This window comes from Chitinophaga sp. NPDC101104 (assembly GCF_050277495.1).
GTDB lineage: Bacteria > Bacteroidota > Bacteroidia > Chitinophagales > Chitinophagaceae > Chitinophaga.
In genome coordinates this window covers 816,569-838,048 of record NZ_JBNNSF010000001.1, presented here as the reverse complement: position 1 = coordinate 838,048, position 21,480 = coordinate 816,569, and the positions used below count along the sequence as shown (strand labels likewise).

General features: G+C 55.4%; 17 protein-coding genes. 4 read left to right on the top strand and 13 right to left on the bottom strand.

The window, feature by feature from the left end:
* Positions 1-36: 36 nt before the first annotated feature.
* Positions 37-1,524: an ATP-binding cassette domain-containing protein gene (locus tag ACQKLP_RS03590; RefSeq protein ID WP_427320132.1), complete on the bottom strand. Its 1,488-nt coding sequence runs from the start codon at positions 1,522-1,524 to the stop codon at positions 37-39.
* 98 nt (positions 1,525-1,622) lie between these two features.
* Here ACQKLP_RS03590 and ACQKLP_RS03585 point away from each other — a divergent pair, with 98 nt between their 5' ends.
* Positions 1,623-2,069 carry a GNAT family N-acetyltransferase gene (locus ACQKLP_RS03585; protein ID WP_427320130.1) on the top strand — a complete coding sequence of 149 codons (447 nt, stop codon included), beginning with the start codon at positions 1,623-1,625 and terminating at the stop codon, positions 2,067-2,069.
* Positions 2,070-2,088: 19 nt separating this feature from the next.
* Positions 2,089-3,249 carry an SMI1/KNR4 family protein gene (locus ACQKLP_RS03580; protein ID WP_427320128.1) on the top strand — a complete coding sequence of 387 codons (1,161 nt, stop codon included), beginning with the start codon at positions 2,089-2,091 and terminating at the stop codon, positions 3,247-3,249.
* A gap of 328 nt (positions 3,250-3,577) precedes the next feature.
* Here the strand turns inward: ACQKLP_RS03580 and ACQKLP_RS03575 are convergent, their stop codons facing one another.
* From ACQKLP_RS03575 to uvrA, 3 genes are read right to left on the bottom strand one after another with little or no spacing between them, the layout of a single operon-like run.
* Positions 3,578-4,315, bottom strand: a complete 738-nt coding sequence (locus ACQKLP_RS03575; protein ID WP_427320126.1) for a DUF6048 family protein — start codon at positions 4,313-4,315, stop codon at positions 3,578-3,580.
* Positions 4,287-4,757 carry a DUF6452 family protein gene (locus ACQKLP_RS03570; RefSeq protein ID WP_427320124.1) on the bottom strand — a complete coding sequence of 157 codons (471 nt, stop codon included), beginning with the start codon at positions 4,755-4,757 and terminating at the stop codon, positions 4,287-4,289. Before ACQKLP_RS03570 ends, ACQKLP_RS03575 begins: the two co-directional genes overlap by 29 nt.
* 24 nt (positions 4,758-4,781) lie before the next feature.
* Positions 4,782-7,658, bottom strand: a complete 2,877-nt coding sequence (uvrA, locus tag ACQKLP_RS03565) for an excinuclease ABC subunit UvrA (RefSeq protein WP_427320122.1) — start codon at positions 7,656-7,658, stop codon at positions 4,782-4,784.
* A gap of 458 nt (positions 7,659-8,116) precedes the next feature.
* Here uvrA and ACQKLP_RS03560 point away from each other — a divergent pair, with 458 nt between their 5' ends.
* Entirely contained in the window at positions 8,117-8,992 is an 876-nt protein-coding gene (locus ACQKLP_RS03560; RefSeq protein ID WP_427320120.1) for a hypothetical protein, read from the top strand.
* 147 nt (positions 8,993-9,139) lie between these two features.
* Positions 9,140-10,003: a hypothetical protein gene (locus ACQKLP_RS03555; RefSeq protein ID WP_427320118.1), complete on the top strand. Its 864-nt coding sequence runs from the start codon at positions 9,140-9,142 to the stop codon at positions 10,001-10,003.
* Positions 10,004-10,327: 324 nt separating this feature from the next.
* Here the strand turns inward: ACQKLP_RS03555 and ACQKLP_RS03550 are convergent, their stop codons facing one another.
* The 9 genes from ACQKLP_RS03550 to ACQKLP_RS03510 form a co-directional block, all read right to left on the bottom strand.
* Entirely contained in the window at positions 10,328-11,410 is a 1,083-nt protein-coding gene (locus ACQKLP_RS03550) for a hypothetical protein (protein ID WP_427320116.1), read from the bottom strand.
* Between the two features lie 612 nt (positions 11,411-12,022).
* On the bottom strand, positions 12,023-13,285 hold the full coding sequence (gene fabF / locus ACQKLP_RS03545; RefSeq protein ID WP_427320114.1) for a beta-ketoacyl-ACP synthase II: 1,263 nt from the start codon (positions 13,283-13,285) through the stop codon (positions 12,023-12,025).
* Between the two features lie 125 nt (positions 13,286-13,410).
* Entirely contained in the window at positions 13,411-14,895 is a 1,485-nt protein-coding gene (locus ACQKLP_RS03540; protein WP_427320112.1) for an MBOAT family O-acyltransferase, read from the bottom strand.
* 3 nt (positions 14,896-14,898) lie between these two features.
* On the bottom strand, positions 14,899-16,035 hold the full coding sequence (locus ACQKLP_RS03535; RefSeq protein WP_427320110.1) for a GDSL-type esterase/lipase family protein: 1,137 nt from the start codon (positions 16,033-16,035) through the stop codon (positions 14,899-14,901).
* A gap of 13 nt (positions 16,036-16,048) precedes the next feature.
* The gene (locus ACQKLP_RS03530; protein WP_427320108.1) at positions 16,049-17,428 is read right to left on the bottom strand and encodes a hypothetical protein; all 1,380 of its coding nucleotides are present in this window, start codon (positions 17,426-17,428) and stop codon (positions 16,049-16,051) included.
* Between the two features lie 51 nt (positions 17,429-17,479).
* On the bottom strand, positions 17,480-17,989 hold the full coding sequence (locus ACQKLP_RS03525) for a glucosaminidase domain-containing protein (protein ID WP_341842667.1): 510 nt from the start codon (positions 17,987-17,989) through the stop codon (positions 17,480-17,482).
* A gap of 160 nt (positions 17,990-18,149) precedes the next feature.
* Positions 18,150-18,500 (bottom strand): hypothetical protein, encoded by a 351-nt coding sequence (locus ACQKLP_RS03520; RefSeq protein WP_341842666.1) that lies wholly within the window; start codon positions 18,498-18,500, stop codon positions 18,150-18,152.
* Positions 18,501-18,573: 73 nt separating this feature from the next.
* A complete protein-coding gene (gene aspS, locus ACQKLP_RS03515) occupies positions 18,574-20,325 on the bottom strand; it encodes an aspartate--tRNA ligase (protein WP_427320105.1) in 1,752 nt (583 codons plus the stop codon).
* Positions 20,326-20,380: 55 nt separating this feature from the next.
* The gene (locus ACQKLP_RS03510; protein WP_427320103.1) at positions 20,381-21,406 is read right to left on the bottom strand and encodes an NAD(P)/FAD-dependent oxidoreductase; all 1,026 of its coding nucleotides are present in this window, start codon (positions 21,404-21,406) and stop codon (positions 20,381-20,383) included.
* Between the last annotated feature and the right edge of the window lie 74 nt (positions 21,407-21,480).

The following is a 21,480-nucleotide window of genomic DNA, read 5'->3' as shown; positions in this document are numbered from 1 at the left end:
TGTAGGAGGTTTTTGGACGGTCTAAAGGTATCGGATTTATATCATTTTCCCGCTGCGGATGCGCAAAAAGCGGTTTACGGGCGCGGGCAGCTCTTCTTCATAATGCGTAACGTAAATCATGGTCACGTTCATATGTTCGCAGAGCATTTCTATGATTTTTTTGAAGTGATTTCGCTGATGGTCGTCCAGGCCCTGTGTAGGCTCGTCGAAGATGAGCAACGGCGGATTTTTCACGAGGGCGCGTGCCAGCAGCACGAGCCGCTGGATGCCGGCGGGCACGTTCTTGAACAATTCGCCGGTATAATTCCGGCATTCCAGCACCTGCAGCCATTTCCCGGCGGTTTCCAGTTGCTCCGGCGTGGCGGGGCGCATGTAGCCGATGGTGTCGTAGAACCCGGAAGCGGCCACCTGCAGGCAGGTGGCGTCGGATTTGAAATACTGGTGCAGTTCGGGGGATACGAAACCGATCTTCCGCTTGATGTCCCAGATGCTTTCCCCGCTGCCTCTTTTACGGTCGAACAGTACGATGCGGTTGGCGTACGACTGTGGGTTATCGGCCGTGATGAGGCTGAGGAGCGTGCTTTTCCCCGAGCCGTTCGGCCCCAGGAGCGCCCATTTCTCGCCGGAGCGGACGTGCCAGTCGATGCCGTCGAGGATTACGTTTTCGCCGTATTTCACATGAATGTTTTCCATTTGCACGATGGAGGTGAAATCGTATTTCGGGGCGGATTCGGTGAGGGATGCCACGAGCCCCGCGTCCATGGCGGTTGCGGCAGCTTCCGGCGCTTCCGGTCGGTATTGCGCCAGGAATTCGGAACGTGTCCAGGAGCCGGCGATGCGGCCACCCTCAAGTTCGAGGACGTGGGTGATGGCGGCAGGGATTTCCTGCGGGGTGGTGACGAGCACCACGGCCACGCCCGACGCGGCCAGGTGGTCTACGATGCCATGGAAGGCCTGGCGGGCGGCCACGTCGAGGCCGATGAAGGGATTATCGAGGAGGAGGAGCGCCGGCTGGCGCAAGAGCGCCCGGGCGATCATGACCCGGCGGGTTTCGCCGTTGGAAAGCTTGATGAGCGCTTTATGGCGGAGGGGACCGATGCTGAGCGGGGCCAGCAGCGGGTCTTCCGAGCGGTTTTCGAGGTATTCGTCGACCGTAGGCGCGTCTTCGGCGTCCATCGAGTTGAAACGCTGCTGGTAATAAAAATCCGGCATGTTGGATTTGTTCCTGAAATCGTTGTGACGCCCTACCATGGCTACGAGGCGGCGATAATTGAAGTAGGGGTCATCGATGGGGTGGGCCTCGCGGTAACGTTCATAAAAATAATGTCGGATACTCCCGCCGATCACATTATTTTTGCCGATAATTGTGTGAAGGAGGCTGGTCTTACCGGCCCCGCTCCTGCCAACTATCGCCCAGTGCTCACCGGTGTTCACATGCCAGGTGAATTCCTTCAGAAGGGTGAACTGCTGGTTACGGACCGTGATATGGTCCATCGACAGGAATGGGAGAGAATGGCTGCTCATGTTCAAAAAGGCTGTATGGTTTCCGGGGGCCAATTTCGGCACTCTATCCCTGAAATCAAACCCCCAAACGTGAAAAATTATCAAAAAAGGGTATAATAATGGATATAAGGTGGGAAATCAAGTCGTTCGGCGAGCTTAGCAACGAAGAATTGTACCAGGTGCTGCGGCTGCGGAACGAAGTGTTCGTGGTGGAGCAGAACTGTGCCTACCAGGATGCCGACAACTACGACCAGCGGGCTTTCCACGTTATGGGGAGCACGGATGCCGGATTGGCAGCCTATACCCGGATATTTGCGCCCGGCATCAAGTTTGACGTGGCTTCCATAGGCCGGGTGGTCACAGCTTCGTTTGCGAGAAATCTTGGTTTCGGGCGGGAGCTGATGAACGTTTCGATCGCTGCGGTGCAGGAGAAATGGGGAAATATCGCTATTAAGATCAGTGCACAGCAATATTTACAGAAATTTTATGAATCTTTGGGGTTCGTACAGCGTAGTGGTACGTATTTGGAGGATAATATCCCCCATATTGAAATGATTAGAGCATAATTATATATAAATTCAAAAAATGACGCCACTTGAACAGCTGCGTAAAATGCTGGACGAGCAGTATTATACGCAACAGAAAGAGGAATACTCGGTAGAATTGTTCCCCGGGCTTTCCGAAGACGAAATTGACGACATCGGCAATCAATTGCGCACCAATTATATCCCGGACGAGATCAGGGAACTCCTGGCCTTTTCCAGCGGTTTCCTCTTTTACGGCCTGGACGCCATTACTTTCGATGCGGTAAATGAATTCGAGATCCCCAACCTCATCCCCCGCTCTATCCGTATCGCCGGCGACGGCTACGGCAACAGCTGGGTGGTGGACGTGGATGCCGAGGGCGACTGGGGCAGCGTGTTCTACGTTGGCAATTCTCCCGCTGTGATCGTGAAGCAGGCGGATTCCCTCACGGGTTTCCTCGAACAACTGCACGAATACGGTAAAGACCCGCGCAAATCGAACATCGGCCTGGTACACGAGATCGTCGTGAACGACATCTGGAACCGGGAAGACGGGCTGATCGGCCGCGACGATGCCAGCTATTCCGACGACCCCGAACTGTCTGACTTCGCGCGCCGCCTTCCCCATTACTATATGGTGGGCGATCTGCGCTTCAGCGAGGTGGGCTCCGGTTTCGCATGGGGCAAGTTCAGCACCGACCCTCGCGGTATCATCCGTTTCAAGGAAGGATATCTCTGGGGCATCGAGAAGAAAACTCCCCGGCCCGGTGGCTTCGGCGGAGGCGGTGGCCGCTTCGGCGGCGGTGGCGGCGGTCGTTTCGGCGGCGGCGGCAACCGCGGCGGTGGTGGCTACGGCGGCGGTAATCGTGGTGGCGGCGGCTATGGCGGCGGTGGAAACCGTGGCGGTGGCGGCGGTTACGGCGGCAATCGCGGCGGCGGCTATGATCGCGGCGGTGGCGGCGGCGGATACGATCGCGGAGACCGCGGTGGTTACGGCGGCGGCGGAGACCGTGGCGGTTATGATCGCGGAGGCGACCGTGGCGGATATGACCGCGGCGGCGGATACGATCGCGGCGGTGATCGCGGTGGATATTCCGGCGGCGGAGACCGTGGCGGCTATGATCGCGGTGGCGACCGTGGCGGCTTCGACAGAGGCGGCGATCGCGGCGGGTACGACCGTGACAAAGGTAACAGCGGCGAAGAACGCGACTTTAACAGATAATATCGCTAAGGTACATATGCAAATCCCCGGTCCGACGGACCGGGGATTTTTTATTCGAACCCGTATCACCAAGATTGAAACCCTTGTTATTCCACCCCACCCTTCAACCATCCATTTCCGCTCCATCCAACACAACCTCCCCACAAATAGAATCAACACGTCCCATACCCAAAACCAGCAACTCCCATCAGCCCATCCATTCCCTACTCCATCCACCGCAACCTCTCCACAAATCGAAATATCCCATCCCACGCCCAACCAGCATCCCTCCCAAAAAAAATCCCCGGCTGACCAGCAACCGGGGACGCATATCTTTCGTTCCATCCTATCAGGGAAGGCTCATTTTCTGCTTCACTTTCCACATCGGCAGCAAATAAGAGATCGTGTACTGCATATCGAACACGTTGCCCTTGTTACCTTTACCGAAACCCGGGATCACCATCGGCGGGTAATCGCCTTTCGATATTTTCTTCGTCAGCAGCAACCGGTCCTGGATGCTCCAGCCGAGGTAAAAATTCTTCAGTACTTCCACTTTCATCCCTACTGACACTTCCACCCAGTGGGCCGTTTTGGTGGACGAAGCCAGGCTGCCCTGGTAATCTCCCCAGTAACTGCCGGGCACCTCGTATTTCGGTAATTCGTAGTTGAACAGCGCAAATCCGTATTTCATCCCGGCGAACAGCATGAAATTCTCTTTCGGCACCTGCTTTTTCAACAGGTTGTAATTCACACCCAGCGAAATCGCGATGCCGTTGCCCTTGTAATTGTACAGGGTGTCCGAATGCGAAGTGCGGTTCCAGGAAATATCCGAAGCGAAGAAAATACGGTCGCGGTAACGGGCGTCGAGGGTAATGGTGGCGTCTGTACGATAGGGTTGGAAAAAGTGCATCGCAATGCGCGACAGGTCCGTACCGATACGCAGCCCTGCCGGCACTTCCACCACCAGGGCCTTCGCGGAATCCTTCTTTTTGTCCTGCGGGGCGGCAGCACCTTTATCCTGCGCAACGGCACAGCAGGCGACCAGCAGGAAGCAGGCGCTAAAAATGGAGGATAATGTGAATTTCATTAATCGTTGTTATGTTTTTGGCGTTGAGCTGCACGGATTTCACGACATTTTTCGTAGACCAGGCGGAGTCGATGTTGAAATACATCACTACGCCGCACCCGGCCGACACGAAATGTGGCTGGCGTTTATACGCAAAGGTAAGCGTGTCGGCCTTCGCCGTACTGTCTGTCTGGAAATAGAACCGGCTCGTATCGTTATGCAGATCGAGCGGCAATTGCATGCCGCTGAGGCCGGTGCGCTTCCGGATCAGGCTGTCTTTGTTCAGGGCAAACACCGTCACCTTGGGCAGCACGGTATCTTTTATCTGGGAGGGATTGCCGGGAACGGGATAGCGGAAACGGATGTTGGCAAAGGTACGCGTATCCTGGTCGCACACCTTGGTATCGTCGTCGCATGCGGAAATGGCCGCTATGCAACAAAGAAACAGGAACAGATATTTCATATAACGGGCTGTTGGCATGTTCGCCTATTGCTTGAGTTCTTTCTTCAAAAATAGGGCGGTATGGCTTTCCTTGCACTTGCTGACTTCTTCCGGTGTCCCGGTGGCGAGGATACGCCCGCCGCCTTCGCCGCCTTCGGGGCCGAGGTCTACTACATAATCCGCCACCTTCACCACGTCGAGGTTATGCTCGATCACGAGTACCGTATTCCCGCGGTCTACCAGTTTGTTCAACACATTGAGCAGCAGCTGGATGTCCTGGAAATGGAGCCCTGTTGTGGGCTCGTCGAGGATATAGATGGTTTTACCGGTATCCTTTTTCGACAGTTCAGTCGCCACTTTCACCCGCTGTGCCTCGCCACCCGAAAGGGTTACGGCCGATTGCCCCAGGGTGATGTATCCCAGGCCAACGTCTTGCAGGGTCTTCACTTTGCGGTGAAGGTAGGGCACTGCCTGGAAGAATTCCACGGCTTCTTCGACGGTCATATCCAGCACATCGCTGATGGATTTGCCTTTATAGCGGATCTCGAGGGTTTCGCGGTTATAGCGGCGGCCGTTACATTTTTCGCAATGCACGTACACATCCGGCAGAAAGTTCATTTCGATCACCCGAACGCCCGCGCCTTCACAAACGTCGCAGCGGCCGCCTTTCACGTTGAAGGAGAAACGGCCGGCGTTGTACCCGCGGATTTTGGCTTCGGGCACCGCGGCAAAAAGCTGCCTGATCTCCGTGAAGAAGCCGCAATAGGTAGCGGGATTGCTACGCGGGGTGCGCCCGATGGGCGACTGGTCGATCTCGATCACCTTGTCCAGCTCCTCCAGCCCTTTCACGCTTTTATACGGCATGGGCATCAGTTTGGAGTTGTAGGCATGGCGGGAAAGGATCGGGTATAAAGTTTCGTTGATGAGCGTGGATTTGCCGCTGCCGGATACACCGGTCACACAGATGAACGTACCGAGCGGCAGCTTAATGCCGACATTTTTGAGGTTGTTGCCGGATGCGCCTTTCAGTTCCAGGAACTTCCCGTTGCCTTTGCGGCGCTCTTTGGGTACGGTGATTTCGTGTATCCCGTTCAGATATCCCGCCGTGGCGGTTTTCAGCTTCAGCATTTCAGCCGGGGTGCCCTGGGCAACTACCTGGCCGCCGTGCAGGCCCGCGCCCGGACCGATATCGATCAGGTGGTCTGCGTGCAGCATGATGTCTTTATCGTGTTCCACCACCAGCACCGAGTTCCCCATTTCCTTGAGGTTGCGCAGTGCGTCGATGAGGCGCATGTTGTCGCGCTGGTGCAGCCCGATGGAAGGCTCGTCGAGGATATAGGTGATGCCCATGAGCTGGGAACCGATCTGCGTGGCCAGGCGGATGCGCTGGCTTTCGCCGCCGGAAAGCGTGCGGGTGGGACGGTTGAGCGTGAGATAAGTGAGGCCCACGTCCAGCAGGAACCCGAGGCGTTCGCGGATTTCCTTCAGCACGTCTTTGGCGATCACGTTCTGCTTGTTGCTCAGGCGTTTCTCGATATCGCTGAACCAAACGGCCAGGCTGGCGAGGTTCAGTTCACCGAGCTCGGAAATGTTTTTCCCGTCTACCTTGAACATGAGGCTTTCCTTCTTGAGGCGGGTGCCGTTGCATTCGGGGCAAGCCGAAAGCTGCATGAAGCCTTCGGCCCAGTTGCGCACGTAGTCGGAAGAAGTGTCGTTGAAATACCGGCGCACCATATTTACCACGCCTTCGTATTCGGTGGCGTATGGCTCGGGGGCACCGTTTTCCTCGAATCCCATGTCCACTTCCAGTTTGCCGTTCTCGTCACCGAAAAGGAGCACATTGAGGGCGTTTTCGGGGATTTTATCGATGGGCGCGGAAAGGGAGAATTTATATTTTTTGGCGAGTTGCTGTACCTGCTTGAAAGTGAAGGTGTCGCGCGCTTCGCCGAGGGGCACGAGGCCGCCTTCGTTGATGGATTTGCTGCGGTCGGGCAGCACATCGTCCATATTGATCTGATAAATGGTGCCGAGGCCTTTGCAGCGGGGGCAGGCGCCGTAGGGCGAGTTGAAGGAGAAGGTGTTGGGCGACGGCTCTTCGTAGGAAATGCCCGTGTCTTCACACATCAGCTGCCGGCTGTATTGGGAAAGCTTGCCGGAATCGTGGTCCATGACGAACATGAGCCCTTTGCCCAGCTGGAGCGCTTTCTGGACGCTCTGGCTGATGCGCACGCGGGCATCGTCCTGCACCTGGATGCGGTCGATCACCAGTTCGATGTCGTGGATCTTGTACCGGTCTACCTGCATCCTTTCCTTGAGGTCCATCACTTCCCCGTCTACCCGTACTTTAAGGAACCCCTGTTTGCGGACTTGTTCGAAAAGCTCGCGGTAGTGGCCTTTACGGCCACGGACGAGGGGGGCGAGGATGACCAGTTTCTTTTTCGGGAAATGGGAAAAGATGTGCGCCATGATCTCCTCTTCGGAGAAGCGGGTCATGCGCTTGCCGGTGTTATAAGAGAAGGCTTCGCTGGCGCGGGCGTAGAGCAGGCGGAGGAAGTCGTAAATCTCGGTGATGGTGCCAACGGTGGAACGGGGGTTCTTGTTGGTCGTTTTCTGCTCGATGGAAATAACGGGAGACAGGCCGGTGATCTTGTCTACATCCGGGCGTTCCATATCGCCGATGAACTGGCGGGCGTAGGCCCCGAAGCTTTCCATGTACCGGCGCTGGCCTTCGGCGTAAATGGTGTCGAACGCCAGCGACGATTTGCCGCTGCCGCTGATGCCTGTAATTACGACCAGACTGTTTTTCGGAATACGGATATCCAGGTTTTTCAGGTTATGTTCCCTGGCGCCGTAAACTTCGATCATTTCATCGCTGTGCACGATGGGAGCCGGTTGTTCCGTTGTTTTTTGCTTTTTTGCCATATTAGATCCCGAACGCAAATTGAGGGTATAAAACTACGCATTTACCAAGGGATGGAAAAATCCGAGTTTCCCCAATTATATAATGAAAAAATAAATATCAATAAATCAAATATGTGAAGACAGGCACACTACATGTCGGCATTCCGGTTAATTTTATGCATCCCTTTCGGGGGAGTGCTGTTAACCCGAGTCCCTGCTGATCTATATACCCTGCAAAAATCCAGAACGAAATGCAAGTTGTTATCCCCTGCCGGATGAACGGCCCATGCTCCCGATATTTCCCGAACTGTCCGCCTTTGTCGCACTGGCGGGATTATCCCCGGTCTATACCCATTCATTCACCATAAATAACTGTTTTCCTTGCCCTTGCTGTGGAACCGTGCCGAGATTGAATGTCACCCGAACTGATCTGTTTGCCCCAGGCTGTTTACCCACATCACGTTAAAACATAGCATGAAATGAAAACATTCCATTACGCACTGTTGCTCGCCGCTATCTCTTCCGCGGCCTGCAGGAAGCCCCATTATCCCCCGCATACCGGAAAATGCCCGGAACCCGCCAACTGCCAGCTCACGGTGATGCACACCACCCAGGGGAACGGCCCCCGGTCTGAAGGCCTCCCCGAAAACTCCGCAGAAATCACACGCGATGCCGCTAACCGCCCCATCAAATACCGCGGCTATGCCACCGGCTGGGAGGTACCTACGGTCAACAACATCAGCTATCCGGACAACCGGATGGTGCTGACAGACAGCGCTTCCGGCCAAAAACAAATGGAGGTTTGGCTGAACGCCTGCGGCCAGCCGGACTCCCTGGCCTGGTATGCCCTCGGCACCACTTACGACCATCCGCACCACGTATATTACCATTACAACGCCGACAAAAAACTCACCGGGTTCAGGTCTGTCTACAACGCGTTCACGCCCTATCAAAGCGTTCACAACATCGTTATCAAACGCGATGCCCATGGCAACGTACTGGAAATGACCGATGGCATGACCTTCGTCAAATGGACGTACGATTATTCCAAACCCACGCCGCCATTGCAGTTTGGGTACCAGTCCAGCGTAACGGCTTTCTGGTCCAGCACCATCATTCTCGAGCAATTCGGCCTGATCGATTTCCGTCCGCGCCATTTGCCCAAAACGAAGCAGGATTGCATGAACGGTTACGTTTTCACCCCCACGATGTTCACCAACTTCGTCATCAGCGGCGAAAAACTGTTGTCTTACGAAGTGTGGGCCAAACCCGAAGAATCTACCGAATGGCTTTATGGCAATACCATCACGCTCACCTGGAACTGCCGTGGTTACAGCGGCGGCCCTAAATTTTAGTTGAATCATCTTCCCGGCGGTTACGGCAGCGGGTAAAATGCCCTAGCCGCCGGGCTTTCGATAACAACAGGAACCTGCAGCATTTCCGGTCAAACGGGCCCAACAAAATTCCCTATATCATTTTTTCATATCAACAATCCCTCCATCATGAAACAAATCCCTGTTATTCTCTTCCTGGCCTGCCTTTCCCTGCTCGCCTGCAAAAAGAACCCGCATTTCCCGCAACAAAATTGTCCCGACCCCGCAGACTGCCAGCTAACGGCACTGCATACCACGGTGGGCCTGAGCCGCGTTTCCGAAGGACCGGAATACAACTCCGAAATCTTCCGCGGTTCCGACAACCGGCCGGTTAAACACCGTGGCTACCTGACCGGCTGGGGAGTGCCGTACGTGAGCAACATCACTTATTCCGGCAACCGGCTGACGCTGACCGACAGCGCCACGGCCATCAAGCGCATGGATGCCTGGTTCAACGCCTGCGGACAACCCGATTCTGCCACCTGGTACAATACCGGGCTTCCCAACGAGATTCCGGCGCGTACCCGCTACAAGTACAATTCCTCCAAAAAACTGACCAGCTTCGTAGTGACCTACAATGAATCGATCCCCGGCGGCGTGGTCAAAGAAGCACAGGTCATCCGCGACGCTCATGGCAATGTGCTCAAACTGACAGACGGATCCAGCGTTACGGAATGGACCTACAATTACAACGCACCCATCAAGCCGGCGCAGATTTATTACCTCACATCCTCCCAGCCTACGTGGTCTGCAACCTTCCTGCTGGAACAATTCGGGTCCATTGACCTCAAGCCCCGCCATCTTCCCAAAACCATTGCCTGGAATATGGGCGGCTACCAATTTGCTACCGAATCGATCGCCAATGTCGTGATCAGCAGTGGAAAGGTAATTTCATATGATCACCGTACCGGCAGCGATCCGGCATCCGGTGTGCACATACGCACCGTAACGCTGTCGTACCAATGCCGTTCCGGTCATCCCGGCAAATTCTAGCATATATTTTTATCCGCCGGCCGGGTAAAACGCGCTGGTCGGCGGATACCAGGCAATGTGGCCGGGATCGGCGATGTCCGTTATGACGGGTAGCTCAAATACACATCAGCACTTGACCAATCCCAGATAACCTGCTCAACAACAACGGGCGCATCAGATGATGCGCCCGCTTGCTTACTTTCCTGCCGGAATTTGTCCGGCGCTTACCAGATCGGCGCTTCGCACTGATAACACTTTTGAAAGGCCGTTAAAAAATGACCGGAGGCTTTCCGGCAGCGGGGAGACCACTTCCCTGCGCCGCCTCCGGCCGGTCGGAATTTCCACTCAGCGATAACTTTTCACTGAAGTGGAAGTGGCCGCCAGCGTGGAGATTCGCTGGGTCACACCCGTGTTGGCAACGGATTCCGTGATTTGTAACATGGGGTCGTAATCCGGGATGTGCTCCAACCGGAAGCGGAAACGTACCGGGGCGGGTTGCTTTTGCATCATCCTGTAACCCGGATCAGGCTTTGTTTTCGCGATGTTTCCTTCCGCGATCGGAGAAATGTTCGTTCCCAGCAACATGGGATCCTGATCCGGCGTTGCTCCCGGTTTGAATTGGAACGCGATCGGCTGGATGCGATGCTCCGTTGCCATGGAACCAGCTTCCGCAGCGGGTTCCGTCGGCTCGATCGCACTTTTCACCAATGCTTCCCTTTCCAGCAACATGGGATCGTGGTCCGGTGTTGCTTCCGGTTTGAATTGGAATGCGATCGGCTGGATGCGATGCACCTTCGCCATAGCACCCCCTGTCGCAGCGGGTTCCGTCGGCTCGATCGTACTTTTCACCAATGCATCGCTTTCCAGCAACATGGGATCGTTGTCCGGTGTTGCTTCCGGTTTGAATTGGAATGCGATCGGTTGGATGCGATGCACCGTTGCCATGGAACCAGCTTCCGCAGCGGGTTCCGTCGGCTCGATCGCACTTTTCACCAATGCTTCCCTTTCCAGCAACATGGGATCGTTGTCCGGTGTTGCTTCCGGTTTGAATTGGAATGCGATCGGCTGGATGCGATGCATCGTTGCCATAGGAACCGCTTGCGCAGCGGGTCCCGTCAATTCACCACCGGGCGTGTTGCCGGGCAATTGTGGCTCGCCCTCCGGGCCGGATGCCACCCTGAACCGGTACGAAACGGGAACAGGGGATTTTTTCGTTGCCCCGAAAGCCGCCGTACGGGCGGTATCGGGCACAACGGAATGGGGTGTGGACAAAGATTCAGTGTCCATCAACATGGGATCGTAGTCCGGAATATGATCCAGGAAATTATAACGGATCGGTACCGGGTGAACCGTCTGCCGGGCACATCCCGATGTCAACATAACAATGGAGGCTGCTACCAGCACGAACAGGGTTTTACAATGTTTCATTACTTGTTTTGTTTTGCTTTTATCCGGCCGCTTTGCCCGGATGCCTTATCCAGCTTCATTTTCTTTCCCGATTATTGGAGAATCCCGCCACGCCGGAACAACCATCCACAAAGCCGCGCTTCGATCCTCCCCGCTCCGGCCCCCCAGGCTTCCGCCGCAGGACCTTAGCACCGGGAAACATCCCGCGCACCCGGCGCATCTATACCGGGCTTGTCTTATACTTCGTGTGCAATACACTGCCCGCCCGCAGCGACACTTCGCCGCGAACAAACATCAGCCATCACTCCCGTACCTGCGCAGATTTTCTTCGGCACTTGCATCTCGCAGCGCACCAGCGGCTATTACAGCCCGTCGCAGGAATTACCCGGAACAACCGCCCATACTGCATTACAGCATAGCCGCCCCTCAGGCAATGGCAAAAATCGGAAATCAATCAAGTTGTGATAAAACAGCCTACATCGCATTCGGATTGAAGGTTAACGAAAGCAAAAATACTAAAAATTTTAGCAAAAAGAAGGGGAATTTGGAATATTTGATTTGATAATGCGTAAAAAACTAAAAGGGCGGAAGTTGTATTTCCGCCCTTTTTATCGTCAATTATGTTTGTGCGTTTTAGCCCTTGAACTTCGCGAAAGCCGCAATGGCATTGTGCCCGCCAAATCCAAACGTATTGCTCAGCGCCACATTCACCGTACGCTGCTGCGCCTGTCCCAGCGTCAGGTTCAGGCCCGCAGGGATGTCTTCTCCCAGCTCGGTCGTATTGATCGTCGGAGGAACGATATCTTCCTTCACCGCCATGATACAGGCGATCGCTTCAATCGCACCGGCTGCGCCCAACAGGTGCCCCGTCATCGATTTCGTAGCACTGATGTTCAGCTTGCTCGCATGGTCGCCGAACAGCGTCTTGATCGCCTTCAGCTCGCTCACGTCGCCCAGCGGCGTGGAAGTAGCATGCGCATTGATATAATCCACATCGGTCAGCGTAAGCCCCGCATCGTCCAGCGCCTCCTTCATGCCCAGCTGCGCGCCAAGCCCTTCAGGATGCGTAGCCGTGAGATGGTAAGCGTCGCAGCTCATGGCACCGCCCACCATTTCACCGTAGATCGTAGCCCCGCGCGCGATCGCATGGTCGTAATCTTCGAGAATGATCGCTCCCGCACCTTCGCCCATTACAAAACCATCACGGTCTTTGTCGAACGGACGGGAAGCATGCTGCGGATCGTCGTTACGGGTGCTCAGCGCCTTCAAAGCGTTGAAACCCGCGATGCCAGCGCGTGTTACAGGGCTCTCGGAACCACCGGCCACGATCATGTTGGCCTTGCCGAGACGGATATAGTTGAAAGCGTCTACCAGCGCACTGTTGGAAGAAGCGCAGGCAGAAACGGTGCAATAGTTGATACCCATCAGCCCGTACTTGATCGCGATCTGGCCGGCAGCGATGTCGGAAATCAAACGGGGAATGAAGAACGGATTGAACTTCGGAACGAAATTCATCTGCGCGAATTCTACGATCTGGTCTTCGAAGGTCTGCATACCGCCGTTCCCCGACGCCCAGATCACTCCAAACCGGCTACGGTCCACCGTCTCCAGGTTCACGCCGCTGTTCTCGATCGCCTGCTGTGCGGCAATCATGGCATACTGCGTAAACATATCCATCTTCCGCGCTTCCTTCTTCTCTATATATGCATCTATGTCCAGCCCTTTCAGTTCACAGGCGAATTTAGTCTTGAATGCTGTGGTGTCGAACCGGGTAATAGGGCCTGCGCCGCTCTTACCGGCTTTCATGTTTTCCCAGAAGGAGTTTACATCCAGACCGATCGGCGTGATGGCTCCCATCCCGGTTACTACGACTCTCCTCAGTGTAACAGTACGCATAAATTATACTTTGAATGACAAAAGTTAGGTCGCAAAGTTACTCGAATATTATCACGTTTGTGCATACGCATGAGAAAAAAGACGCATATACTTTGATTTTTAAATCCCTGTAACCCAAAAACCCATTAAAACTGTAAATATATCGGCATCATGGGCTCCTGCGTCTTCACCTCGTTCAACATCCAGATAAACAGCACCATCACCGCCGCCGCTCCCGCCCAATGCAGGTTGGAAAAGCCCAGCGACAGTTTTTCATCCCATTTCGACGGTAAAAAATGCAGCAAATAGCCCAAACCCATCAACATAAACACTTCCGGGTATCCGGCCAGCACCTCGCCCAGCAAATGCCCCTGGAAATTCCCCGTCACCTGCCCCAGCAATTCCCAGGCCCCGGCGAACGTTTCCGACTTGAAAAATATCCAGCAGAAACAAACCAGGTGGAACGTGAACAGCACGCCGCCAATTTTCCACAGACCCGCCCGCAAAGGCGTGGCCCGTAACCATTGCCGTTTTTTCTGCCAGCCGGCCCATAATTTATCGACCGCCAAAGCCCCGCCATGCACGCCTCCCCAGAATATGAAATTCCAACTGGCGCCATGCCAGAACCCGCCCACGAGCATTGTCAGCATCAGGTTCACGTACTGCCGGAACTTACCCTTACGGTTGCCGCCCAAAGGAATGTAGACGTAATCACGCAGCCAGCTCGACAAACTAATATGCCATCTCCGCCAGAACTCCGTGATGGAACTGCTTTGGTACGGCTTGTCGAAGTTCGGGGGGATGACGAAGCCCGTCCACCGGGCAATCCCGATCGCCATGTCGGAATAGCCGGAAAAGTCGCAATAGATCACCATCGCGTAGCCGTAAACGCCCAACAGGCATTCGATACCGGTATGGCGCGCGGGATCGTCGAAAATATATTGTACGAAATGCTGGTAAATGAAATCCGAGATGACCACCTTTTTGAAAAGCCCGTTCATGATGAGGAACATCCCTTTCCCCACGTCTTCCTTCGACAGCACGTATGGCCGGCGGATCTGCGGGATGAAATCTGCCGCACGAACGATGGGGCCCATCATCAGTTTCGGGAAAAACGACAGGAAGAACAGGTAATCCATGAACTTGTCTACCGGCTTGATCTCCCTGCGATACACGTCAATCGTGTAACTGAGGTTCTCGAACGTATAAAACGAAATCCCGATCGGCAGCAAAACCTGGATGGGATGGATGTTCCCGCCGGCGAGGTCGTTGATGCAGGTGATGAAGAAATTCGTGTATTTGAAATAGAACAGCAGGCCGATGTTGATGACGACGCTGAACCAAAGCAATCCTTTCCTGACACTATCCTTCGTTTCGCGGTGGATGCGGTTGCTGAGATAAAAATCCACGATGGCGGCGATGATGACGAGCATGACGTAGCTGCCGCAGGCGAGGTAGAAAAAGTACAGGCTGAAGAAGCTGAAAACGGCTACCCGTCCGCGTTCGCTGTTGCGCACCAGTTGGTAGCAAAGCAGGAATGCCGCGAGGAAGAACAGGAAGAAGCCGCTGTTGAATAGTATCGGCGACTTATCGTTGTACAGGAGCAGGGAGGTCAGGTTGTCGAGGGACATGCGTCAGTTTTTCCGTATGGTTTGTTGCCAGTTACGATACCCTTGCAGGATGGCTTTTCCGAGCTGTTCGCCCTGCAGGCGGTAACCGTATGCGTTAAAGTGGACATGATCGTGGCTCCAGGCGCGGGTATACCGGCTATCGGCCCGCATTTCGCCGAAGAGGTCCCAATAGGCGTGGCCTTCTTCGCGGCAGAAATCGATGATGGCCTGGCGGAGCACCGCGGCCTGGGGCACCGCCATGAATTTGTTGCGGTACTTCGTGCGCTTGGAGCCTTTCGGGCGGTAAGCGACCCTCGCCATTTTCATCATGCCGGAAGGCGGCGTGGTGAAGAGGAACCTTGCACCGGGGGCGTATTCCCGGATGGCCGTGATCGTCTTTTCTACTTCCATTCTGAACTGATCGGCCGTTACTTTGCCGAACGCCTCGTTCGTGCCCAGCGAAAAGATGACCAGCGCGGGCTTCGTCATCATTGCCGCCGCGCCGGCAACACCGCCGTCGAAAAGATTGTATTGCTGGAACTGGGCGCCGTTGATACCGATGGCGCTGTAGGTAATCCCTTTGCCATCACGCTCGTCTACCGCTCCATAAAACCTGCTGATGGCCGGAAAGCGCATCGCAACGGCCGTTGTTCCGCTGTCTGCCAGGATGCGCACTTCGTGCTCCGGCGCTTCCTTACTGCCTTCGAACACGTTCCCGCCGGCCACTTCAGGCAGATCGTTCCCTTTATACCAGACCCGCAGCCAATGGATGGCGCTGTCGGAAGTAAATTCCATCGTAGCGGCCGACGGTCCACGGGTAAGCATGATGCCTCCGGGCCCGGGCCATTCGGCGAGATTACGGTCTACCATTCTTTCCCGGTTCCAGCTGGCGTTGCTGCTCCATTTGTAACCTTCCGGGCCGTTGGTGCCGGCCAGGTTGTAGGGAAACACGAACCCCCGCCCCGCAAACCCGAATTTGTCTTGCAGTACCATCCGCACGGCATCGGGCAGAAAGCCTCCCTGCACGTGGGAGTCGCCGAGCTGGAGGATGCGCACGGCATTGTTGCTCGTATCGAGCAATTCGTACACGGGGTACAATCCCGTATCGTTCATCAGCTTCTGGGCATGCGCGCCCAGCCAGCCGCCGGCCAGCAACATCATGGCAACCGCCCGTCTACATAGCTTCCTGCCTGAATTCATCCATGATCGCTTTATACAGCAGGGCGCCCACTTTGGATGCCCCGCGGAAGTTGAAGTGTGTGTAATCTTTATTGGCCAGCGCCTGCTCGCCTTCCACCCAGCGCGCCATCGCCCCGTCTCCTCCCATGGCGGAATAGAGGTTCCAGTAAGCCATGCCGTTCTCTTCGGCGAACTGGTGCTGCACTTTCAGCAGCGCCTTCACACCGGGAGCCGTCACGTACTTTCCGTTCTTGCGGTAGGATTTGTCTGCCGTGCCCACGATGAGGAAGCTGGACTGCGGGAAATACCTCCGCAAAGAATCCACCACCTTTTCCATGGGCCGCTCGTACCAGTCGAACCGCGTGTTTTCGGGCATAAACAGCACGTTGGCGCCGTAATGCAGCACGATCAGGTCGTACGGGCGTACCGACTGTACCTGTTTCCACATGTCGCTGCTGAGTTTGCCCAGCTCGATGCCGCTGATCCCGCGGAAAGAAAAATTATCGAGGAAAATCCCGTTCCCGCTTTCGAAGCATACGCCGTAGAGCGGTACTTTCTGTTCGCCGGCGAATTTGAAGGTAAGGGAGCGGGTGGCCGAATCGGCGAGGAACGAGTAGGCGTTGAGGTTACCATTGCCGTGCAGTTCTGCGGGCCGGTCGTTGATCTTTACCTGTCCGGCGCCTTTCCCGTACAGCAGGCTCACTTCGCCGAATTCGTCGAGGCGTTGCCGTTTGACGGGCTGGAAGCGCACCCAGCTTTCGGGGGCGGGCATGAAGGCGTGCCCTGAAATGCCAAGCTCCACGCCGGCGGGCGGGGAATTTTTGAAATGATAGTCGGTCCAGTTGGGAGAAAAGCTGTGCGTGATGGTCGTCCGGAAGCCTGAAACGACCGAAGTGGCGGGCACGAACCCGACGCCTTCGCCGCCGAAGTAGGCCTGGAGGCTATCGCGGAGGTCCTGGGTGATGAGGTCTCCCTCGATCATGGAATCCCCGAAATAGGCGATGCGTACTTTCTTGCGGGACCCGGTGCGGAGTTGGCGGAGGGCTTCCACGAAGTGGTGCATCCCGGCGCCGGAGGGGCCCGTCGTATAGCCGTAATCGAGAATACCCGGGTAAGTGAGATAGTCCCGCGGCGGGAGGGGCGCCCTGTGCAGGGAATCCGCTCCTTGGGCCGTGTCTGCCGCGGCCAGCAAAGCCGTGTCGGTAACCGTTTCCGTAACGGGATCGGGTGTACGCAGATCGGCGAAAATATCGAGTGGACGAAGGGTGTAATTACCCGCTGAAACCACCGGTTTCAGGAACGAAACCGCTGCCAGGCCCACGATGGCGCCCATGGTTATAAGGAGCGGATAGGGATGTTTATTTCCGGAAGACATAAGTCGGCATATTCGAAATAAGCGGTCTTCCCGCTGCAATCAGTCGCAAATCTACAGTTTGGCGAGCTTCATTGCATCATCCAGTTCATATAATTTGTATTTTTTAATCATGGACCGTACCCTGCTCACCCAAACCTGCCCTGCGGAAGAGTAGCCGGAACGGATCAGCTTGTCGAGCCATTGATTATAATCGTCGTTTCCTTTCATGGCCACGAACCACTTCTTTTTCATCACCACTTTCGTAAAATGGCGATAGGAAGCGGAGTCGCTGGTGTACTCGCGGTACATGCTGCGGTAGGTGAAACCACGCCTGGCGAGATTGTTTTTTCCGACGATACCGAAATGATTTTTTAGCAAACGGGCGTTTTTGCTCGTGCCCATGCCCGATTCCAGCATCGCGATGCCGAGAATGACACTGGCCGGCACACCGGTTTCCTGGGAGAGGGTAACTGCAACGGGGCGAAATTGCTCAATATACTTTTTGGGGGTCTTCTGCGCCGAAACGGTCAAACTGGAAATCAGCATCCCGCCCAACAGCAGCTTTCTTTTGGTTAAAAACATGCGAATTGTTTAGATGAACCCATCCACACTATTCCCGGATCACCCCGCAATATTACGCCATTCCTAAAGATTAAATGTAAGTGATATGTTAATATGTTATAATTCATGGGAATTATTATATCATATTAACATGATTTCTTCAGGAATGGAGAAAATAACGTCAGGCTTCGTCCTGCGCACAGTCGGCAAAAGTGAAGTTCAGATGGCCGGTGCGGAGGCCGTGCCCCTGGTACACCACCATTTTCAGCCAGTAACGGCCATCGTCGAGATGGATCAGTTCGCAGGTTTCGATCTGGAGGTTGTAGAAAGACCGAAGGTCCATATCCAGTTGTAAATCAGCCGTTTGATCGAACACAAATGGATACAGGCGGTCTTCGTCCGACTTTTCATCGTACACGGCGAAAGTGAGGGCGATAGACTCGTCTTCGAAATTGAAACGCAACTGGTAAATGCCCTGGTCTGCGAGGCTGAGTTGCTGTATGGCAGCAATGGTTTGAATGGTCGTTTCCATATTCTATATGCTGAAAAGAAAGCCATATCCGCTGTGGATATGGCTTTCATAGGTCAATTCTTTCTGTTTGATATTACTTTTTCACCAGCGACAGGGCCAGTTCGTCGAGCTGTACCTGGTCGATGGAAGACGGTGCGTCGAGCATCACGTCGCGGCCCGAGTTGTTTTTCGGGAAGGCGATGAAGTCGCGGATCGTTTCGCTGCCGCCCAGCAGGGAGCAGAAGCGGTCGAACCCGAAAGCGATCCCCCCGTGCGGAGGCGCGCCGTACTCGAATGCGCCCAGCAGGAACCCGAATTTGTGGTCTGCCTCTTCCTTGCTCATCCCGAGCGCGGAGAACATTTTTTCCTGCAGGTCGCGCTGGAAGATACGGATGGAGCCGCCGCCGATTTCGGTACCGTTCAGCACGATGTCGTAAGCATTCGCTTTGATCTTCGCGTATTGGGACAGGTCGTCCATCAGGTGGATATGCTCGGGCTTGGGCGCCGTGAACGGGTGGTGGCGGGCTACCCAGCGGTTTTCTTCTTCCGCGTATTCGAACAGCGGGAAGTCGATCACCCACAGGGGCTTGTACACGTCTTTGTTACGGAGGCCGAGGCGCTCGCCCATTTCGAGGCGGAGCTCGCTCATGGCTTTGCGGGTGCGCTCTTCCTTACCGGCGAGGATGAGGATGAGATCGCCCGGCTGACTCTGGCACTGGTCTGCGAACAGTTTCAGGGCTTGCTCGTTGAAGAATTTATCGACAGACGATTTCAGGGAACCGTCGGTATTGTGCTTGATGTACACGAGGCCGTTCATGCCTATCTGCGGGCGTTTCACCCATTCGGTGAGCTCATCGAGCTGCTTGCGGGTGTATTCGCTGCAACCGGTCACGTTGATGCCGACAACCAGTTCCGCATCGTCGAACACTTTAAACCCATTGCCACGGCCGGTTTCGCCGAGGTCAACCAGTTTCATTTCGAAACGGATATCGGGTTTGTCGTTGCCGTAATATTTCATGGCATCGTCCCAGGTCATGCGGGGGAAGGGCTCGTTGAACTCGATGCCTTTGATTTCGCGGAAGATGTGTTTGGTCATCTCCTCGAAATTGGACAGTACGTCTTCCTGGTCCACGAAGCTCATTTCGCAGTCGATCTGGGTGAATTCGGGCTGACGGTCGGCGCGGAGGTCTTCGTCGCGGAAGCACTTCACGATCTGGTAGTACCGGTCGTACCCGCTCACCATGAGCAGCTGCTTGAAGGTTTGGGGCGACTGTGGCAGGGCGTAGAACTGGTTGGGGTTCATGCGGCTGGGTACCACGAAGTCGCGTGCGCCTTCCGGGGTGGATTTGATGAGGTATGGCGTTTCCACTTCCATGAACCCGCGGCTGTCGAGGAAGTTCCTGGCAGCGCGGTTTACGCGGTAGCGGAGCGTGAGGTTGTGTTTAACGATGTTGCGGCGAAGATCGAGGTAACGATATTTCATGCGCAGTTCATCGCCGCCGTCGGTATCATCCTGGATGGTGAAGGGCGGTGTTTTGGAACCGTTGAGTATTTTGAATTCCGAAACGGTTATTTCGATATCTCCGGTGGGGATGTTAGGATTTTTGTTGGTGCGCTCGGTGACGTTGCCTTTAACCTGGATCACGAATTCACGGCCGATCGGCTGGTTATCGAGCTGGGCGTTGAGGGATTCGCCGAGCAGGAGCTGCGTGATGCCGTAGCGGTCGCGCAGGTCTACGAAAGTGATGCTGCCAAACTTACGGACGGTCTGCACCCATCCGGCCAGTGTTACCGGCTGGCCCACATGTTCCATGCGCAATTCTCCACATGTATGCGATCTGTACATTGTTTGCTGTCTTTTTAATAAAGGAGGTCAAAGATAAGAAAGCCCGCGGGAAATGCTACCGCAAGGCATTAAAAAACCGTGTAATGTCTATTTCCGGCGGCATTTCCGCCCCGTTCACCAGGTTCTTCACGAATTGTGCGGCGGCCCAGGGCGCGAGGGAACAGCCTTTGGAGCCCATGCCGTTGAAAATCCCCACTTGCGGGAACTTCGGGTGCAAACCCGCCATAGGCCTACGGTCTGGCCCTGAGGGGCGAACGGCGGCTTTATGATCGATGACCTCGAAGTCCGTTTTCAGCAGTTGCCTCAGCTGGGATTCGATATGGGCGCGGGCTTCCGGGGTGGGCGAAGTATCCGGGTAATCCCAGGAGAACGTGGCGCCGGCCCAGAAGGTCCGATCGCCGAGGGGCACGAGGGTGACGCCTTTTTTGATGATATCCGTGGTATCGAACGGGAGGCGGACGATGAGGGCTTCGCCTTTATTGGGAAGGAATCTGAGTTTGCCGAACCAGGGGTTTTGCGGGGAAGCGACCCCTTCGCAGAAGATCACCGCTTTGGCCTGCAAGTCTTTGTATTCCACGCCTTTATCCGTCAGCTGAAGCAAAGGGATATCCAGCGTTTCGCGGCGCACCCCGGCATGGGCGGCCCAGGCGGGCAGCAGCGTTCCCAGGTCTACGTTCGCGCCCTTGACGATCCCCGCGCCGAAGGGCGCTTCCAGGAGGCCTTCGTACCGCGGGGCCGGGGAAACGACGCTGTATGGCGTGGGATGTTGGGCGAAGGCGGCGCGCATCTGGGCGGAGGTCCACACGTTCCAGATATCGCGCTCCGTAAATACGGATATGCCCAAAGCCGCCTCCATGGCCCTGTATGTGGCTTTCGCCCGGGGGTAAACGACGTCGTACTGCCACGCCACTTCGAACTTCCTGCCGGAAACGGGATTGATGATCCCCGCCGCCAGGCGCGACGCCGCATCGGCCCGTCCGTCGTCGAACTGCGCGATCCTGAGCCCTTCCTGCCGCATTTCCCAGGCCAGCAGCGTGCCGGCCACGCCCTGGCCTACGAGTATGTAATCAACTGTTTCCATAAATCCGCTGCAAAGGTAAGGGCAAAAAAATCCCCGTCACGGTGCCGCAACGGGGATATATGTAAGGTAAGAAT

Excerpts from the sequence above, each read along its gene's own strand:
- ACQKLP_RS03590 (WP_427320132.1), bottom strand. The coding sequence starts at position 1,524 with ATGAGCAGCCATTCTCTCCCATTCCTGTCGATGGACCATATCACGGTC.
- ACQKLP_RS03585 (WP_427320130.1), top strand. The coding sequence starts at position 1,623 with ATGGATATAAGGTGGGAAATCAAGTCGTTCGGCGAGCTTAGCAACGAA.
- ACQKLP_RS03580 (WP_427320128.1), top strand. The coding sequence starts at position 2,089 with ATGACGCCACTTGAACAGCTGCGTAAAATGCTGGACGAGCAGTATTAT.
- ACQKLP_RS03575 (WP_427320126.1), bottom strand. The coding sequence starts at position 4,315 with ATGAAATTCACATTATCCTCCATTTTTAGCGCCTGCTTCCTGCTGGTC.
- ACQKLP_RS03570 (WP_427320124.1), bottom strand. The coding sequence starts at position 4,757 with ATGAAATATCTGTTCCTGTTTCTTTGTTGCATAGCGGCCATTTCCGCA.
- uvrA (WP_427320122.1), bottom strand. The coding sequence starts at position 7,658 with ATGGCAAAAAAGCAAAAAACAACGGAACAACCGGCTCCCATCGTGCAC.
- ACQKLP_RS03560 (WP_427320120.1), top strand. The coding sequence starts at position 8,117 with ATGAAAACATTCCATTACGCACTGTTGCTCGCCGCTATCTCTTCCGCG.
- ACQKLP_RS03555 (WP_427320118.1), top strand. The coding sequence starts at position 9,140 with ATGAAACAAATCCCTGTTATTCTCTTCCTGGCCTGCCTTTCCCTGCTC.
- ACQKLP_RS03550 (WP_427320116.1), bottom strand. The coding sequence starts at position 11,410 with ATGAAACATTGTAAAACCCTGTTCGTGCTGGTAGCAGCCTCCATTGTT.
- fabF (WP_427320114.1), bottom strand. The coding sequence starts at position 13,285 with ATGCGTACTGTTACACTGAGGAGAGTCGTAGTAACCGGGATGGGAGCC.
- ACQKLP_RS03540 (WP_427320112.1), bottom strand. The coding sequence starts at position 14,895 with ATGTCCCTCGACAACCTGACCTCCCTGCTCCTGTACAACGATAAGTCG.
- ACQKLP_RS03535 (WP_427320110.1), bottom strand. The coding sequence starts at position 16,035 with ATGATGTTGCTGGCCGGCGGCTGGCTGGGCGCGCATGCCCAGAAGCTG.
- ACQKLP_RS03530 (WP_427320108.1), bottom strand. The coding sequence starts at position 17,428 with ATGTCTTCCGGAAATAAACATCCCTATCCGCTCCTTATAACCATGGGC.
- ACQKLP_RS03525 (WP_341842667.1), bottom strand. The coding sequence starts at position 17,989 with ATGTTTTTAACCAAAAGAAAGCTGCTGTTGGGCGGGATGCTGATTTCC.
- ACQKLP_RS03520 (WP_341842666.1), bottom strand. The coding sequence starts at position 18,500 with ATGGAAACGACCATTCAAACCATTGCTGCCATACAGCAACTCAGCCTC.
- aspS (WP_427320105.1), bottom strand. The coding sequence starts at position 20,325 with ATGTACAGATCGCATACATGTGGAGAATTGCGCATGGAACATGTGGGC.
- ACQKLP_RS03510 (WP_427320103.1), bottom strand. The coding sequence starts at position 21,406 with ATGGAAACAGTTGATTACATACTCGTAGGCCAGGGCGTGGCCGGCACG.